Here is a 15,886-nt window from a genome sequence, read left to right on the forward strand (position 1 = left end):
GCCGGCTCAATTCTTAATTCCTAATTCTTACTTACTACTTACACTTTGAACCTCATAGACGAACTGCGCTGGCGGGGCATGTTTCATGACATGATGCCCGGCACCGAGGAGCACCTGCTGAAGAACGCGCCCATCACTGGCTACATAGGCTTCGACCCCACCGCGCCTTCCCTGCACATCGGCAACTTGGCCACCATTATGCTGCTGGTGCACCTGCAGCGCGCCGGCCACCGGCCCCTGGCCCTCGTAGGCGGCGCTACCGGCATGATTGGCGACCCGTCGGGCAAATCGGCGGAGCGCAACCTGCTCGACGAGGAGGTCCTGCGCCGCAACCAGGCCGGTATTCAGGCCCAGTTGGAGAAGTTCCTGGTGTTCGACGACTCGCCCACCGGCGCGCGGGTGGTGAACAACTACGACTGGTTCAAGGACTTCAACTTCCTGCAGTTCCTGCGCGAAGTGGGCAAGCACCTTACCGTGAACTACATGATGGCCAAGGACTCGGTGAAGCGCCGCATCGGCGGCAACGAGGAATCCGGGGCCGACGGCATCAGCTACACCGAGTTCAGCTACCAGCTGCTGCAGGGCTACGACTTCTTCCACCTCTACAAAGAGCTGGGCACCACCTTGCAGATGGGCGCCAGTGACCAGTGGGGCAACATCACCACCGGCACCGAGCTGATCCGGCGCATGTCGGGCGGCGAGGGCAAGGCCTACGCCCTCACCGGCCAGCTCATCACCAAAGCCGACGGCACCAAGTACGGCAAGAGCGAAACCGGCACCGTGTGGCTCGATGGCGCCATGACGAGCCCGTACCAGTTCTACCAGTTCTTCCTCAACGCCGCCGACGCCGACGTGCCCCGCCTCATCCGCGTGTTCACACTGTTGAGCCAGCCGGAAATCGAAGCGCTGGAAGCCGAGCACGCCCAGGCCCCGCACCTGCGCACCCTGCAGAAGGCCCTGGCCCAGGACGTGACCATCCGCGTGCACGGCCAGGCCGCCTATGAGGCAGCCGTAGCGGCCTCGCAGGTGCTGTTTGGCGGCGGTGAGCTCAGCAGCCTCGACGAGGCCACCCTGCTCGACGTGTTTGCCGGCGTGCCCCACGTGGAGGTGCCCCGCGCCAGCCTCTCGGAGCACAACGTCATCAGCCTGCTGAGCGAGGCCACCAACGCCGTCATCTTCCCCTCCAAAGGCGAGGCCAAGAAGATGATTCAGGCCGGCGGCGTGAGCCTCAACCGGGCCAAAGCCACGCTGGAGCAGCAGGCCGCCGAGCTACCGCTGCTGCACGACAAGTACGTGGTGGCCCAGAAGGGCAAGAAGAACTACTACCTCATCAAGGTAGTATAAGCCCCGATGGCTGCAAGCCATAAAAAATGGCCTCACCGGATAGGTGAGGCCTTTTCTTTTGCATAATCCGGGCGAACAGCATCCGACTAATCCGTCGAATCTGTGTTCATCCGTGATTACTTCTTCTTGGCAGCCGGAGCAGCTTTCTTGGCTGCAGCGGGAGCAGCCTTCTTGGCGGCCGGAGCAGCTTTAGCAGCACCAGCAGCTGGAGCAGCGCTGTTTTTGGCGTTCTGAACCTCCGTGCGGATGCTCTGGGCCATGTTCTTCAGTTCCTGCATGCCTTTGCGCACGCGGGTGCCAGCGGCCGAGTTGTTCTTGTCGTAGAACTTCTCGAAGTCGCTTTCCAGGCCCATAACGAGGTCCTTGAGTTGGCTGAAATTGCTCATGTGTGAGGGGTTGTGTGGAGTGGAAAAAATAGTTTGACCGGGCCTAATATACAGGGATTTCAAATACAAGCAAGTGGCCCACTTTTTTTCTTAAACGCGTTTCACGGCTCCCAGGGCCACTTTTTCTGAAAAAAAGTTGATTCCAGGTTTTTCCCACAACCACCTCACCCACGGAATAATACTAAATACAAAAGCCAGCCCGCTCGTAGGGACTGGCTTTTGTATTTAGCGAAGCCGAACCTAGTTCTGCAGGCCGGCAGGTACTTCGGCTTTGGAATAAAGCCCTTTCGACAGCTTTTCCTGCACCACTTCAAACGCCTTGATGGTCGTATCCACGTCCTCAAGGGTATGGACCGCGGTGGGGATAATGCGCAGCATGATGACGCCCTTCGGCACTACCGGATACACCACAATAGAGCAGAAAATGCCGTGATTCTCACGTAGATCGAAGGTTACCTGGGTGGCGTCGGGAATCTGGCCCTCCAGCAGCACCGGTGTTACGGGCGAGGTGGTGGTGCCGATATTGAAGCCTTTTTCGCGCAGGCCGCTCTGCAGGGCCCGCACAATGGTCCAGAGGTTTTCCTTCAGCTCGGGGCGGGTGCGCAGCAACTCCAAACGCTTCAAAGCGCCCACTACAAGCGGCATGGGCAGGCTTTTGGCGAAAATCTGGCTGCGCATGTTGTAGCGCAAATATTCAATTACGTTCTCGGGGCCGGCTACGAAGGCACCAATGCTGGCCATGCTCTTCGCAAACGTCGAAAAATAAAGATCGATGCCGTCCTGTACGCCCTGTTCTTCGCCCGTTCCGGCGCCGGTGGTGCCCATCGTGCCGAAGCCGTGCGCATCATCCACAAACAGCCGGAACTGGAATTTCTCCTTCAGCGCAATCACGCCGCGCAGGTCGCCCTGGTTGCCCGACATGCCGAATACGCCCTCGGTAATCACGAGGATGCCGCCGCCGGTTTCGTCGGTGAGGCGCTTGGCGCGCTCCAGCTGCTTCTCCAGGCTACCCATGTCGTTGTGGGTATACACGAAACGCTTGCCGGCGTGCAGGCGTACCCCGTCGATGATGCAGGCGTGCGACTCGGCGTCGTACACAATCACGTCGTGGCGGTTCACCATGGCGTCGATGATGGACACCACGCCCTGGTAGCCGAAGTTGAGCAGCATGCAGTCGGGCTTCATCACGAATTCGGCCAGCTCATTTTCCAGCTGCTCGTGCAGGTTGGAGTTGCCGGACATCATGCGGGCGCCCATGGGCAGGGCCATGCCGAACTCGGCAGCGGCGTCGGCGTCAGCCTTGCGCACCTCGGGGTGGTTGGCCAGGCCCAGGTAGTTGTTCAGGCTCCAGGTGAGCACCTCCTTGCCGCGGAAAATCATGCGGGGCTTGATTTCGCCTTCCAGCTTAGGGAACGTGAAATAGCCGTGCGCGTAGTGCGAGTGGCTGCCCAGCGGGCCGCGGTTGGCGGCAATCTTCTCAAATAGATCCACGAGGGGACGGGTTAATGTGAAAGGAAACGAGCGGCTGTCCGCGAAGGGCTAACCGCCGGGGAATGTACAAAGTTATGGCAATCCGCAAAGGTAGCCCTCAGCAGGCAGGCTTCCAACCATCCACGAATTGGGTTGCGCGGTTTTACGGTCCGGCCGGAATGGCGTTTCTTTGGGTGTCTGAACGCCTGTTACAGCCAACAAGAACGTCATGCTGAGCCTGTCGAAGCATCTCTACCGCTTCGTTGTGATAGTACTTGATTACCCTCGGTAGAGATGCTTCGACAAGCTCAGCATGACGTTCTGTTTACATAATCCGACTCCACTCCCACCCGCCCCCACTCTCACCTCCATGAAAAAAATAACCAAGCTGCTCGTCGCCAACCGGGGCGAAATTGCCCTGCGCGTGTTGCGCTCGGCCAAGGAAATAGGCCTGCAAACCGTGGCCATCTACTCCGAGGCCGACCGAAACGCCCTGCACGTCCGCTACGCCGACGAGGCCGTGTGCGTGGGCCCGCCCGCCAGCAAAGACAGCTACCTGCGCGGCGACAAAATCCTGGAAATCTGCCGCCAGCTGGGCGTCGATGCCATTCACCCCGGCTACGGCTTCCTTTCAGAAAACGCCGAGTTTGCCCGCATGGTCACGGAGGCCGGACTGATTTTCGTGGGTCCTTCGCCCGAGGCCATGAACGTGATGGGCGACAAGCTTTCGGCCAAGCAGGCCGTGAAAGCCTATAACATTCCGCTGGTACCCGGCACCGACGAAGCCATTTCGGACGTGGAAGAGGCCAAACGCATTGCCGCTACGGTGGGTTTCCCCATCCTGATCAAGGCCTCGGCCGGCGGCGGCGGCAAGGGCATGCGCATCGTGAATTCGGCCGAAGATTTTGAGGAGCAGATGCAGCTGGCCATCAACGAGGCCACCTCGGCCTTCGGCGACGGCTCGGTGTTCATTGAGAAGTTCGTGACCGGCCCGCGCCACATCGAAATTCAGGTCCTGGGCGATGAGCACGGCAACATTGTGCACCTGTTTGAGCGGGAGTGCTCGATTCAGCGCCGTCACCAGAAGGTGATTGAGGAAGCACCTTCCTCGGTGCTCACGCCCGAGCTGCGCGCCGAAATGGGCCGCTGCGCCGTGGACGTAGCCCGGGCCTGCAACTACACCGGGGCCGGCACCGTGGAGTTTCTGCTGGATGATCAGCACAACTTCTACTTCCTGGAGATGAACACCCGCCTGCAGGTGGAGCACCCCGTCACGGAGCAAATCACCGGCCTCGACCTGGTGAAGGAGCAGATCAAAGTGGCCCAGGGCCTGCCCCTGGCCTTTAGCCAAGACGACCTGACCATCACCGGCCACGCCCTGGAGCTGCGCGTGTACGCCGAGGATCCGCAGAACAACTTCCTGCCCGACATCGGGACGCTGACCACCTACGTGCGCCCCCAGGGCCCCGGCGTGCGCGTCGACGACGGCTTCGAGCAGGGCATGGACATTCCGATTTACTACGACCCGATGATTGCCAAGCTCGTCACCTTCGGGGCCACCCGCGAGGAGGCCATTGCCCGGATGCTGCGCGCCATCGAGGAGTACCAGATTACGGGCATCGAAACCACGCTGGGCTTCGGCCGCTACGTGCTGCAGCACCCGGCCTTCGTGAGCGGCAACTTCGACACCAACTTCATCCGCGACCATTTCCCGGCCGACGCCCTGAAGCCCGCCGCCCCCGATGAAGCCACCGCCAAGCTCGCCGCCGTCCTCACCGCCATGCTCCTGACGGACAAGCAACCCGGTGCCGCCGCCGCTTCGGCTGACGCGCCAGTTGCTACCGGCTCGGCTTGGAAGCGCAACCGGCTGGGGGTGCGGTAGAGAAAGTAGGTTACTGTAAAGCAAAACGCCCGACCACTTGGCCGGGCGTTTTGCTTTGTATAAACTTATTAGAGGGCTATTACAGCTCCGTATTTCGGCGCCCATCCTATGCCGCAGGCAGCACCAGCACCGGCAGGCGGCTGTGCAACAGCACCTGGGCCGTTACGCTTCGGTGGAAGAGCTGCCCGAAGAAGCTGCGGTGCCGGGCAATTAGCACCACCAAATCATAGTCGGCAGGGTTGGCGGCGTGCAGGATGGCGGCGGCGGGAGGCGCGTGCCCGACCGTGCGGGTCTGCACCGGCGGCAAGTCGATGGTGAGGCCGGTGCGCAGCACCGAGTCCAGGGCCTGGGCTTCGGTGGCGGCCGACGAAGTGCTATCGGGGGCGACGTGCAGCACCGTGAGCTGGGCCTGCAGGGCCGTGAGCAGGTGGCGGGCGGCCCCGGCATAGTCACCGAGCGTGAACTGCTCCCCATCAACGGCCAGCAGCACCCGCCGGGGTGAGGCGGTGGTTTGCTGGCTGTGGGGCACCACCAGCATGGGGTACGGGGCCGTGCGCAGGATGTCGAGGGCGGTGGTTTGCACCAGCTCATCGGGCGTGCCGGACTGGTCGGGGCGGCCCAGGATGATGAGGGCCGGATGGTGGCGGCTGACGGCATCGGCCACGGCAAACGCCACGCGGCCGTGCGCCACTTCGGCCACCACGGGCACGGCCAGGTTGCCGGCTAGGCTGGTAAGGGCCAGGTTGATGGCTTCCTGGCTCAGGTTGGACAGCTCGCCGGTGAACATTTCGGGGTCGAGGACGGAGTCGCGGCGTACGTGTAGCAGCACCAGGCGCGCCCCCAGCGGGCCAGCCAGATTGGTGGCGTAGTCGAGGGCGCGGTTGGCGGCCTGGAAGAAGTCGGTGAGAATCAGCAGCGAAGTAGCCATGAGCAGGGGGCGTAGCGGGAAGAGAAAGTACATGGCAAAGCACCGGCACCGCCGCCGCCCGTCCTATGCCAAAGCTTAGCGGCGGGCATGACGTTCGTCATGAGAACCGGCCGGACCGGGCCGTAACCTTGTGCTGCAGCCTGCCCGGCCTGCCGGTTTTCGGTGGGTGGCCGGGTTGCGTTTCACATTGCCTACTATGCGCGCCACCCTATTCAGTGTTCAATCGTTTGAGCGCAGCTTTCTGCAGCACGCCAACACCCGCCATCACCAGCTGCAGCTGCTGGACACGCGCCTATGCGCCGACACCGCCCACTTGGCCCAGGGCGCGGCGGCCATCAGCGTGTTCAGCCCCGATGACGTGTCGGGGCCGGTGCTGGAGCAGCTAGGTGGCTACGGCGTGCGCTATGTGGCCGTGCGCGCCGCCGGCTTCGACAACGTAGACCTGGTAGCGGCCCGGCAGCTGGGCATCCGGGTGGCCAACGTGCCCGACTATTCGCCCCACGCCATTGCCGAGCACGCCGTGACGCTGATGCTGACGCTGTGCCGCCACCTGCGCCAGGCCGACCAGCAGCTGCGGGCCAACGACTTCCGGCTCGACCAGCTGATTGGGTTTGAGCTGCACGGCAAGACGGTCGGGATTCTGGGCGTGGGGCGCATTGGGGCCGTGGTGGCGCGCATTCTGCACGGCTTTGGCTGCCGGCTGCTGGGCACCGACGTGCAGCCCAACCCTGAGCTGACCGAGCGCTACGGCCTGGAATACGTGCCACTCAACCAGCTCTGCTCCCAATCGGACATCATCAGCGTGCACACGCCGCTCACGCCTCAAACCCGCCACCTGATCAATGAACGGCTACTCAAAAGCATGAAGCCCGGCGTGATGCTCATCAACACAGGCCGCGGGGGCGTGCTGGACACGGCCGCCGCGCTGCAGGCCCTCAAATCGGGCCAGCTGGGCTTTCTGGGGCTGGACGTGTACGAAGCCGAGAAGGGCCTGTTTTTTACGGACCACACCCGCGACCTGCTGCTTGACGACACGTTTGCCCGCCTGCTGACCTTCAAAAACGTGCTCATCACCGGCCACCAGGCATACCTGACCCGCGAGGCCCTCACCAACATTGCCGAGGCCACCGTGGCCAGCCTCACGGCCTGGGACCAAGGCGAAACCCCGGCGCACGAGCTTCAGCCGCTGGTGCGGGCCCTGGCCGCCGGCAGCCCTAGCTGAACCTGCTTAAGGGCATGACGAATGTCATAGCGCAAACTGATGCTAATCAGTTTATTAGCAGGATAAAACTTCGAATTTGCAGTAGATTTTCTTGTCTGATGTGGGCCAACCAGCCCCGAAATTCCAAACGCCATGGTAACTCCCACCCTCCTGCTTACAATGTTGCTGCTGGCCGCTCTGGCCCTGACTAGTGCCTACCGGCGTGGCATGCAGCAGCGACCTGCCGCCTGACGCGGCACCCGTTGCGGGCCGCCGCCGCCGACCAGAGCCGCCAGCAGTTCCGGTCTGGGTGGTTGCGGGCGGCCTGATACCGTGTTTCTATCTTCCCAGCGCTGCTGTATGCCTCCTTCCCTTCTCGTCCTGACGAATCTGGCTGCCCCTGCCGAGCAAGCCGCACGCTATGCGGCACTACTCGGCGCGCCGCTGCACGCCCGGCTGGTGCTGCTGCACCTCTACCACAATCCGGTGCTGGACCCCGAGCTGGTGACCGTGACTACGGCGCAGGCCTACCGCAGCCAGGCCGAAACCTCGGTGGCGCTGCACCAGCTGGCCGACCGCCTGAACACCCCGGCCAGCGTCGAAGTGTCAGTATGGGCGGCGCCCGAAGCCGTGGATGAAGCCGTGCGGCGGCACAAGCCATTGCTGCTGGCCATGGGCCTGAGTGCGGAGCAGGATATCCTCGACCACCTGCTGCACAACCAGGCGCTGCCCGTGCTGCGGGCCACGCACCGCCCGCTACTGCTGGTGCCGGCCGCGGCTACCGCCGGGAGCCGGCCGCGCCGCGTGGTGCTGGCCGTTGATGCCGAAGAATTCACGCCGAACGCCGCCACCCGGGCCGTTGCCCCGCTGCTGGCCTGCTGGGGCGCCGACTTCACGGTGGTGCACGTAGCGCCAACAGCCGAGCGGGAGGCCTTTGCGGGCCAGCGGGCGCTGGGGGCCGTGCGCCTGAGCGGGCTGCTGCCGGCCGCCACCGCGCCCATGCTCTACGAATCCAAGCGCATGCCTGCAGCCACCGGTATTCTGCAAGCGCTGGAAGACGTGCAGGCTGATTTGCTGGTGCTGCTGGCTCGGCCCCGGAGCTTCTTAGGGCGCCTGTTCCACCAAAGCGTGACGGCCCAGGTGCTGCGTGGCAGCCGCGTGCCGGTGCTGCTGTTGCCGGTTGAAGCGCCCGAACAGCCCGGCTGGATGCCGCCCATGTGCTAAGCGGCCCGCGGCCGGAGCACGCGCTTCGTTCCGCCAATATTCTGGCGAGATGCCTATTTGCTACTTTTTCCCGTTGCGCGATGAAACCTAACCTGGTTGTTCTCACCGATTTCTCGGCCGCCGCCGAGCGGGCCCGGGCCTACGCCGCGGCTCTGGCGGCAGCGCTGGGCGCTGAGCTGCACCTCGTGCACGCCTACTCGCCGATGCCACTCACGGCCACCGAGTTCGGGGTCATCATGCCGCCCATTGACACCCGCTACGTGCAGGAAACCCGGCAGGCGCTGGAGCAGGTGGCAGCCGGCCTCCCGGTGCCGGCCACGGCCGAGCTGCTGGAAACCGACTGGTACGGGGCAGTGGTGCACACCCTCAGCCATTACCATCCGCTGCTGCTGGTAGCCGGCCTCACGGCTACCGAGGGCCTGCTGGATGAGTGGCTCAGCAACCGTGCCCTGCCCCTGGCCCACGAAACCGGCTACCCGCTGCTGCTGGTGCCCGAGCACCTGCCCGACACGGCCCTGCACGCGCCGCGCCGCCTGGCCCTGGCCGTCGAGGACCGGGCGTTTCGGCTGGCGCCGGCCGCCACCGCCGTGGCGCCCCTGCTCGATGCGCTGGACACCGAGGTAGTGGCAGTGTGCGTGCTGCCCGCCGAACAGCGCGCCGGGGGCTGGACCGGGCTGCAGGCCCTGCAGCACTCCGGCCTGAGTGCCGCCATTAGTGGCTGCGGGCTGCACAAAGTCACCGGCGACGCACTGGGGCCAGGCATTCTGCAGGCCGCGGCAGAGTTGTCGGCGGATATGGTGGGTTTGCTCGACCAGGGCCACGGCTGGATACACAAGCTCTTCCACGGCAGCGTCATCGACCATGTGCTGCGCCACACGCCGCTGCCGGTGCTGCTACTGCCCACCGACCCGCAGCCGCTTCTGCCCGGCTAAGCCAGTTTTTCCGGCCGGCTGGCAGCATGCCACCGGTTAGCAGCATCCTTCCACTCCTGAAACCAGGCGGGGCGGGCATCAGGCACTGGCCTGGTACCCGCCCCGCTTACTGTTGCCCTGCGCACCGGGTTCCGTTTATCATATCATTAACTGCCGCCATGCACGCTGCACTCCCCGCTCCCGCCCCGCCGAAACCGGCCCCCTCGGCCGCTGCCTCCGTGGCCGGCGAAACTGCCGGCGGCCTGGGCCTCACCGATGCCGCCGTAGCCGCAGCTCGCCGGGCGCATGGCAGCAACACCCTGGCGGCATCCGCCGGGGCCGGCTGGCTAGGCACCCTGAAGGAAGTAGTGCTGGAGCCCATGTTCTTGATGCTGCTGACGGCCGGCGGCCTCTACGTGGCGCTGGGCCAGGCCCAGGAAGCCATTACGCTGCTGCTGGCCCTGCTGCTGGTAGCGGGCATTTCCCTCTACCAGAATATCCGCAGCAACCAGGCCCTGAGCGCCCTGCGCGAGCTTACCCAGCCCCAAGCCCAGGTCCGGCGCAACGGGGCGGTGGTTACGGTGCCGGTTGAGAAGTTGGTGGTAGGCGATGCTGTGCTGGTAGCCGAGGGCAGCCGCCTGCCCGCCGACGGCACCGTCACCGAGCTCAACGACTTTTCGGTGGATGAGGCCATTTTGACCGGGGAGGCCGTACCGGTAGCCAAGGCCCGCGGCGACGCCGTGTTTGGCGGCACCAGCGCCGTGACTGGCAGCGCCTGGCTGCAGCTTACGGCCGTGGGCAACAGCTCTCGGCTGGGCGTCATCGGCCACAGTATGGAAAGCATAATCACCGAAAAAACGCCCCTGCAGCGGCAGGTGCACCAGTTTGTGCTGCGCATGGCCTGGGTGGGCGCGGGTGCCTTTGCGCTGGTGTGGGGCGTGAACTATGCGCACTCCGGCAACTGGGTGACGGCGCTGCTGTTTGGGCTTACGCTGGCCATGTCCGTTCTGCCCGAGGAAATTCCGATGGCCTTCAGCAGCTTTATGGCCCTGGGCGCCGCCCGCTTGAGCCGGCTGGGCGTGCTCACCAAGCAGCCCCAGACCGTGGAAAGTCTGGGCTCGGCCACCATCATCTGCACCGACAAAACCGGCACCCTCACCCAGGACGGCATGCGCCTGGCTCAGGTGTACGCCGAAGCCACCCAGACGCTACTGCCGGTGCCGGGCGCGCTGCCCCCGCAGGCCACGCAGGTGCTGGCCTACGCCCGCTGGGCCAGCGAAACCACTCCGTTCGACCCCATGGAGCAGGCCCTGGTGGCGGCCTTCGCCACGGCTAGCCCCGCCGAGGCCCAGGCCCCCTGCCCCATGGTGCACGAGTACCCGCTGGCCGGCACGCCCCCCATGATGACCCACGTACGGCAAATCGGCGGCGCGCAGGTGGTGGCGGCCAAGGGGGCGGTAGAGCACATTCTGGCCGTATGCCGCCCGGCCCCGGCCGATGCCGCCCGGCTGCGCGAAATGGCCCGGCAGCTGTCCGTGCAGGGCTACCGGGTGCTGGGCGTGGCGCAGGGCCAGCCCGAGCATAGTGGCTTCCCGGCGGAGCAGGACGATTTCCGTTGGACGCTGCTGGGACTGGTGGCGCTGGAAAACCCACCCAAAGCCAACGCCGCCGCGGTGGTTCGGGCCTTCACGCAGGCCGGCATTCAGGTGAAGATGATTACCGGCGACTTCCCCGAAACCGCCCAGGCCATTGCCCGCCAGATTCAGCTGCCCGACGCCGATACGCTGCTCACCGGCCAGCAGGTGATGGACCTGCCCGAGCCCGAGCTGCAGCGCCAAGCCGCGGCCACTGCCGTGTTTGCCCGCATGTTTCCGGAAGCCAAGCTGCGCGTGGTGGAAGCCCTAAAAAAGAACGGCGCCGTGGTGGCCATGACCGGCGACGGCGTCAACGACGGCCCGGCCCTCAAGGCCGCCCACATCGGCGTGGCGATGGGCCGGCGCGGCACCGAGGTAGCCCGGCAAGCGGCCTCCCTGGTGCTCGTGGATGATGACCTGGGCAGCATGGTGACGGCCATTGCACAGGGCCGCCGCATCTACCAGAACTTCAAAAAGGCCGTGTTCTACGTGGTGTCCATCCACCTGCCGATTGTGCTGACGGTGGCCGTGCCGCTGCTGGCGGGCTGGCCGCTGGCTAACCTGCTCACGCCCGTGCACATCATCTTTCTGGAACTGGTGATGGGCCCTACTTGCTCCATTGCCTTCGAAAACGAGCCCGCCGAAGCCGGCCAGATGCTTCAGCCCCCACGCCCCCTCACGGCCACCTTACTGGCCGGGGCCGAGCTAAGCCGCAGCCTGGTGCAGGGCCTGGGCATTTCGGCGGCGGTGCTGGGCGTGTACTACGTGGCCATGCGGCTGGGCCAGCCCGAAGCGGCGGTACGCTCGCTGGTGTTTGCCACGCTGGTGCTCAGCAACATCTTCCTCACGCTCAGCAGCCGGTCGTTTACGCAGTCGGTGGGGCGGATGCTGCGGGTGCCCAACCCGGTGCTGTGGCTAATGCTGGGCCTTACGCTGGCGCTGCTGCTGGCCACGCTGCTGGTACCCGCGGCCCGGCAGCTGTTCGGGTTTGTGCCAGTGCCGCCGGCCGCGCTGAGCTGGTGCACGCTGGCGGCGCTGGCCGGCACGGGCTGGGTGGAAATCTACAAAGCCATACGGCGGGCCAAGGCCTGAAGAGCGACTAAGGCAAAAACCCAGTAGCAGAAACGCCACAATCCGCGTTTCTGCTACTGGATTTCGTTGATGGGCCAGCGCAATTCAACCACTTTCCTAGCTGATGCCGGCCTGCAGCAGCACTAGGTCGAGGGCGGCAACTCCGTCCGGGGTGGGCATGCCGGGCTGGCGCCACAGCTCCACGCCCTGGTGCAACAGCACGCAGGTGGGCAGCTGCTCGGGCGCAAAGCTGTGTACCACCGCCGGAAAAGCTGCCTCGTTGATTTGCATCACCTGCACGGCCGCACCCAGCCGGCGCTGCAGCGCCTCCAGATCGGAAGCCGAAAAGCCGGGCCCGGCTGCCGGAGTCGAAAACGACGAAGCGGGCAGCAGCACCAGCAGCACGGCAGCAGCCGGCAGTTCTGGCGCCGCTGGTGGAGGATAGCCTGGCATGGGCGGCGGTGAAAACGGGGAAGGACGAATCCAAAATTACCATGCAGACTCCCGCGCCCACATGACGAACGTCAGGAAGGCCACTGAGATAGGTCATCTGTGGTTTTTTGCGCAAGTTGCGCCCTTCTTCGCTTCTTGCCGCCCATGCCCACCGAGCTATACCAGAATCCACTAACCGACATTCTGTTTGAGCAGGCCAAGGATTTTGTGGGCCTTTACGACGTGACACTGGGCTGGTTTTCGCGGGTGAATGCGGCCGGCTACCAGCTGCTGGGCTACCCCTCGGCCCAGGCTCTCTATCAGGATCCGGTTCGGTCGTTGCGCGCCGCGCCGCTGCTGCCCGCCGACCAGGCCGTGCTGCGCGAAAAAATCCGGCAGGAAGGCCGCTACGAGCAGGAGCTGGAGGTGCGCCACCAGGCCGGCCACACGTTCTGGGCCCAGGTAGAGGCTTCGCCGCTGCAGCTGGAGGGGCGACCGTATCTGTTGGTGCGGCTCACCAACACCCAGCCGCTGCACCAGGCCGAGCAGCAGCTGGCGCAGAGCTTGGGCCGGTTTGAAGCCGTGTTTTCGCACGCCACCATCGGCATCATCGTCTGCAACCGCCAGGGCCATATCGAGCTGGCCAACGCCAAGGCCCAGGAGCTGTTCGGCTATACGGGCCCGCCGGGCCTCATGGGCCGCCGCATCGAGGAGTTGGTGCCCGATGCCGCCGGCCGCCGCCACGAGCAGCTGCGGGCCGGCTTCAACGCCCACCCCACGGCCCGCGTGATGGGCGCCCACCGCGGCGCGCTGGAAGCCCTGCGCCAGAATGGCAGCGTGTTTCCGGTGGAAATCAGCCTCAGCCACTTCCACCTCGACGACGAGCTGTTTGTGGTGTCCTACATCATCGACATCACCTTCAAAAAGGAAGCCGAGCGGGAGCTGATTGCCCAGCGCCAGCGTGTAGAGCGCCTCAATGCCGACCTGGAACGCAAGGTAGCCGACCGCACCCACGCTCTGATGACCACGCTGGGCCAGCTGGAGCAGCGCACCCGCGAGCTAACCCAAGCCCTGGCCGCCGAGCAGGAACTGGGCGAGTTGAAGTCGCGGTTCGTGAGCATGGCCTCGCACGAGTTCCGCACCCCCCTGACCACGGTACTCACCTCGGCCGCCCTCATCGAAAAGTACCCCGGCGCCGACCAGCAGGACAAGCGCCTGCGGCACCTGGACCGCATCCGCACCTCGGTGAAGCACCTGAGCGACATTCTGGAGGAATTTCTGTCGGTGGGCAAGATTGAGGAAGGCCGGGTGCAGGCCCGCCCCTCCCGGCTGGACCTGCCGGAGCTGCTGCAGGAAACCGTGGCCGACGTGCAGGGGCTGCTGCGGCCGGGCCAGCGCATTGTGCCGGAGCTGCTGGGCACCGAGCCCGCCTGGCTGGACACGTCGCTGCTGCGCAAAATCCTGGTCAACCTGCTCTCCAACGCTCTCAAGTACGCCGCCGAAAACACCACGGTGCAGGTGCGCGCGGCCTGCCAAGCCGGCCGCCTCACGCTGGTGGTGCAGGATGAAGGCGTGGGCATTTCGGAGGAAGACCAGCAGCACCTGTTCGAGCGGTTTTTTCGGGCCCGCAACGTCACCAATATTCCCGGCACCGGCCTGGGACTCTACATAGTTGGCAAGTACCTGGAGCTGATGGGCGGCACTATTGCCCTGCACAGCCAGCTAGGGGTCGGCACCACCGTTACCATCTCCATACCCTATGAAAACCATTCTGCTGATTGAAGACAACGCCCCGATTCGCGAAAACACTGCCGAGATTCTGGAGTTGGCTGGCTACGCCGTGCACACCGCCGAAAACGGCAAGCTGGGTGTGGAGCAGGCCCTGGCCGTACGCCCCGACCTGGTAATCTGCGACATTATGATGCCCGTGCTCGATGGCTATGGCGTGCTGCACATCTTCAACCAGAATCCCCAGCTGGCCGGCATTCCGTTTATTTTCCTGACGGCCAAAACTGAGCGCATCGACCAGCGCCGCGGCATGGAGCTGGGCGCTGACGACTACCTCACCAAGCCCTTTGACGAGGCCGAGTTGCTGAGCGCCATCACGGGCCGCCTCAACCGCTTCCGCCGCCTGCAACCCGACTACGACCTGCGCAGCGAAGCTGGCCTGCACGAGTTTCTGGACGATGCCCGCGCCGTGGGCGGCCTGCAACGTTTGTCAGTGGACCGCAAGCCCCACGCCGTGCGCAAAAAGCAAGACATCTACCGCGAAGGCGACGAGCCGGCCCGGGTGTACTTTGTGCAGAGTGGCCGGGTGAAAACCGTGAAAACCACCAGCGGCGGCAAGGAGCTGATAACGGGCCTCTACGGGCCCGGCGAGTTTTTCGGGTACCTATCGGTGCTGCAGCGCATGCCCTACGACGACTCGGCCGTGGCCGTAGACGATACGGCCCTGGTGCACATTCCGAAGAGTGATTTTCTGCAGCTGGTGATGCACAACGCCGAGGTGGGCCAGCAGTTTATCCGGCTGCTGGCGGGCCGGGTGCGAGAGCGGGAACAGCAGCTGCTCGACATGGCCTATAACTCCATCCGGCGGCGCGTGGCCGACACGCTGCTGCACATGCACGAGCAGGCCGGCAGCACTCCGGAAGCCGCCATCCAGCTCTCCCGCGACGACCTGGCCGCCATCGTGGGCACGGCGCCCGAGTCGCTGATCCGTACGCTGAGCGAGTTTCGGCAGGATGGCCTGATAGAGCTGACGCCCAAAAACATTCGGGTGCTGCAGCCGGCCAAGCTGCGCAACGGCCACTGGTAGCCGGGCAGCGCAGCGTGCCTTTTAAATCAGCGAAAGTGGGTCTCGTTTGCGCAGGCGGTACTCAAACATAGTAGCAATGTTGAGGGCCCGCACCTTGGCCTCCTCGGCTTTCGAGCCTGCAAATAGCTCGTCTACGGTACTTCCAAACAGCTCCAGCCAGCGCTGAAAGTGCGTGGCATCGATGGGTAGCGGCATATGTTTGGGGAAGGGCCGGCCGTGGTAGCGCGCACTGCCCAGCAGAATGCTGCTCCAGAAATCGTACATGATGGGCAGGTGGCGCGACCAGTCTACGCGGGCAAATTCGTTGAATACGGGGTCCAACAGTGCATCGAGGTGCACTTTCTGATAGAACGTATCGACGAGGAGCTGAATATCTGCTTCAGTTTGAATATCAGGAACTACGGCGGCCATAGAAGCAGATGGTAAGAGAAACAGAATCGGCGGCAAACGCAAAGGCCAGGCCGGGAGCCACTCCAACCCGGCCTTCCGGAACAATCCCACAAAGTTGAAAGTTTGAGGCCGGATTGCGCAATAGGCCCTGCCTGAGATGAATCAGGCACAAACCTGACATTCGTCAGGTAACGGGCG

At 64.3% G+C, this 15,886-nt stretch carries 12 protein-coding genes and 1 pseudogene; 8 read left to right on the forward strand and 5 right to left on the reverse strand.

Annotation, left to right across the window (positions count from 1 at the left end):
* Window positions 1-45 precede the first annotated feature (45 nt).
* Window positions 46-1,344, forward strand: coding sequence for a tyrosine--tRNA ligase (gene tyrS, locus N008_RS17890; RefSeq protein ID WP_044017718.1), 1,299 nt, complete (start codon window positions 46-48; stop codon window positions 1,342-1,344).
* Window positions 1,345-1,559: 215 nt separating this feature from the next.
* Here the strand turns inward: tyrS and N008_RS24180 are convergent.
* Window positions 1,560-1,730: pseudogene (locus N008_RS24180) on the reverse strand (histone H1); the annotation flags it as partial.
* 240 nt (window positions 1,731-1,970) lie between these two features.
* On the reverse strand, window positions 1,971-3,221 hold the full coding sequence (locus tag N008_RS17900; protein WP_044017719.1) for an aminotransferase class I/II-fold pyridoxal phosphate-dependent enzyme: 1,251 nt from the start codon (window positions 3,219-3,221) through the stop codon (window positions 1,971-1,973).
* Between the two features lie 349 nt (window positions 3,222-3,570).
* Here N008_RS17900 and accC point away from each other — a divergent pair, with 349 nt between their 5' ends.
* On the forward strand, window positions 3,571-5,082 hold the full coding sequence (gene accC, locus N008_RS17905) for an acetyl-CoA carboxylase biotin carboxylase subunit (protein WP_044017720.1): 1,512 nt from the start codon (window positions 3,571-3,573) through the stop codon (window positions 5,080-5,082).
* Between the two features lie 106 nt (window positions 5,083-5,188).
* Here accC and N008_RS17910 read toward each other — a convergent pair whose 3' ends face one another.
* Complete coding sequence (locus N008_RS17910; RefSeq protein ID WP_044017721.1) at window positions 5,189-6,043, reverse strand: universal stress protein; 855 nt, start codon at window positions 6,041-6,043, stop codon at window positions 5,189-5,191.
* A gap of 163 nt (window positions 6,044-6,206) precedes the next feature.
* Between N008_RS17910 and N008_RS17915 the strand changes: the two genes are divergently transcribed.
* From N008_RS17915 to N008_RS17930, 4 genes are all read left to right on the forward strand, one after another.
* A complete protein-coding gene (locus tag N008_RS17915) occupies window positions 6,207-7,232 on the forward strand; it encodes a 2-hydroxyacid dehydrogenase (RefSeq protein WP_052381707.1) in 1,026 nt (341 codons plus the stop codon).
* Between the two features lie 339 nt (window positions 7,233-7,571).
* Window positions 7,572-8,435, forward strand: coding sequence for a universal stress protein (locus N008_RS17920; protein WP_044017722.1), 864 nt, complete (start codon window positions 7,572-7,574; stop codon window positions 8,433-8,435).
* An 80-nt stretch (window positions 8,436-8,515) separates the two neighbouring features.
* Complete coding sequence (locus tag N008_RS17925; RefSeq protein WP_044017723.1) at window positions 8,516-9,367, forward strand: universal stress protein; 852 nt, start codon at window positions 8,516-8,518, stop codon at window positions 9,365-9,367.
* A gap of 158 nt (window positions 9,368-9,525) precedes the next feature.
* Window positions 9,526-12,072: a cation-translocating P-type ATPase gene (locus N008_RS17930; RefSeq protein ID WP_081910875.1), complete on the forward strand. Its 2,547-nt coding sequence runs from the start codon at window positions 9,526-9,528 to the stop codon at window positions 12,070-12,072.
* A gap of 96 nt (window positions 12,073-12,168) precedes the next feature.
* Here the strand turns inward: N008_RS17930 and N008_RS17935 are convergent, their stop codons facing one another.
* On the reverse strand, window positions 12,169-12,504 hold the full coding sequence (locus tag N008_RS17935; RefSeq protein WP_071884566.1) for a hypothetical protein: 336 nt from the start codon (window positions 12,502-12,504) through the stop codon (window positions 12,169-12,171).
* 144 nt (window positions 12,505-12,648) lie between these two features.
* Here N008_RS17935 and N008_RS17940 point away from each other — a divergent pair, with 144 nt between their 5' ends.
* Entirely contained in the window at window positions 12,649-14,265 is a 1,617-nt protein-coding gene (locus N008_RS17940; RefSeq protein WP_044017724.1) for a PAS domain-containing sensor histidine kinase, read from the forward strand.
* A complete protein-coding gene (locus N008_RS17945; RefSeq protein WP_044017725.1) occupies window positions 14,243-15,298 on the forward strand; it encodes a response regulator in 1,056 nt (351 codons plus the stop codon). The genes N008_RS17940 and N008_RS17945 overlap by 23 nt, the downstream gene beginning before the upstream one ends.
* Before the next feature lie 21 nt (window positions 15,299-15,319).
* On the opposite strand, the gene N008_RS17950 is transcribed toward N008_RS17945, so the two are convergent.
* Window positions 15,320-15,709 (reverse strand): group III truncated hemoglobin, encoded by a 390-nt coding sequence (locus N008_RS17950; RefSeq protein WP_044017726.1) that lies wholly within the window; start codon window positions 15,707-15,709, stop codon window positions 15,320-15,322.
* Window positions 15,710-15,886: the final 177 nt, after the last annotated feature.

This window comes from Hymenobacter sp. APR13, from assembly GCF_000737515.1.
Taxonomy (GTDB): domain Bacteria; phylum Bacteroidota; class Bacteroidia; order Cytophagales; family Hymenobacteraceae; genus Hymenobacter.

What these genes read in the sequence shown, in the direction of transcription:
- accC (WP_044017720.1), top strand. Translation starts at nt 3,571, where the DNA reads ATGAAAAAAATAACCAAGCTGCTCGTCGCCAACCGGGGCGAAATTGCC.
- N008_RS17910 (WP_044017721.1), bottom strand. Translation starts at nt 6,043, where the DNA reads ATGTACTTTCTCTTCCCGCTACGCCCCCTGCTCATGGCTACTTCGCTG.
- N008_RS17950 (WP_044017726.1), bottom strand. Translation starts at nt 15,709, where the DNA reads ATGGCCGCCGTAGTTCCTGATATTCAAACTGAAGCAGATATTCAGCTC.
- N008_RS17945 (WP_044017725.1), top strand. Translation starts at nt 14,243, where the DNA reads ATGAAAACCATTCTGCTGATTGAAGACAACGCCCCGATTCGCGAAAAC.
- N008_RS17940 (WP_044017724.1), top strand. Translation starts at nt 12,649, where the DNA reads ATGCCCACCGAGCTATACCAGAATCCACTAACCGACATTCTGTTTGAG.
- N008_RS17930 (WP_081910875.1), top strand. Translation starts at nt 9,526, where the DNA reads ATGCACGCTGCACTCCCCGCTCCCGCCCCGCCGAAACCGGCCCCCTCG.
- N008_RS17915 (WP_052381707.1), top strand. Translation starts at nt 6,207, where the DNA reads ATGCGCGCCACCCTATTCAGTGTTCAATCGTTTGAGCGCAGCTTTCTG.
- N008_RS17935 (WP_071884566.1), bottom strand. Translation starts at nt 12,504, where the DNA reads ATGCCAGGCTATCCTCCACCAGCGGCGCCAGAACTGCCGGCTGCTGCC.
- N008_RS17925 (WP_044017723.1), top strand. Translation starts at nt 8,516, where the DNA reads ATGAAACCTAACCTGGTTGTTCTCACCGATTTCTCGGCCGCCGCCGAG.
- N008_RS17920 (WP_044017722.1), top strand. Translation starts at nt 7,572, where the DNA reads ATGCCTCCTTCCCTTCTCGTCCTGACGAATCTGGCTGCCCCTGCCGAG.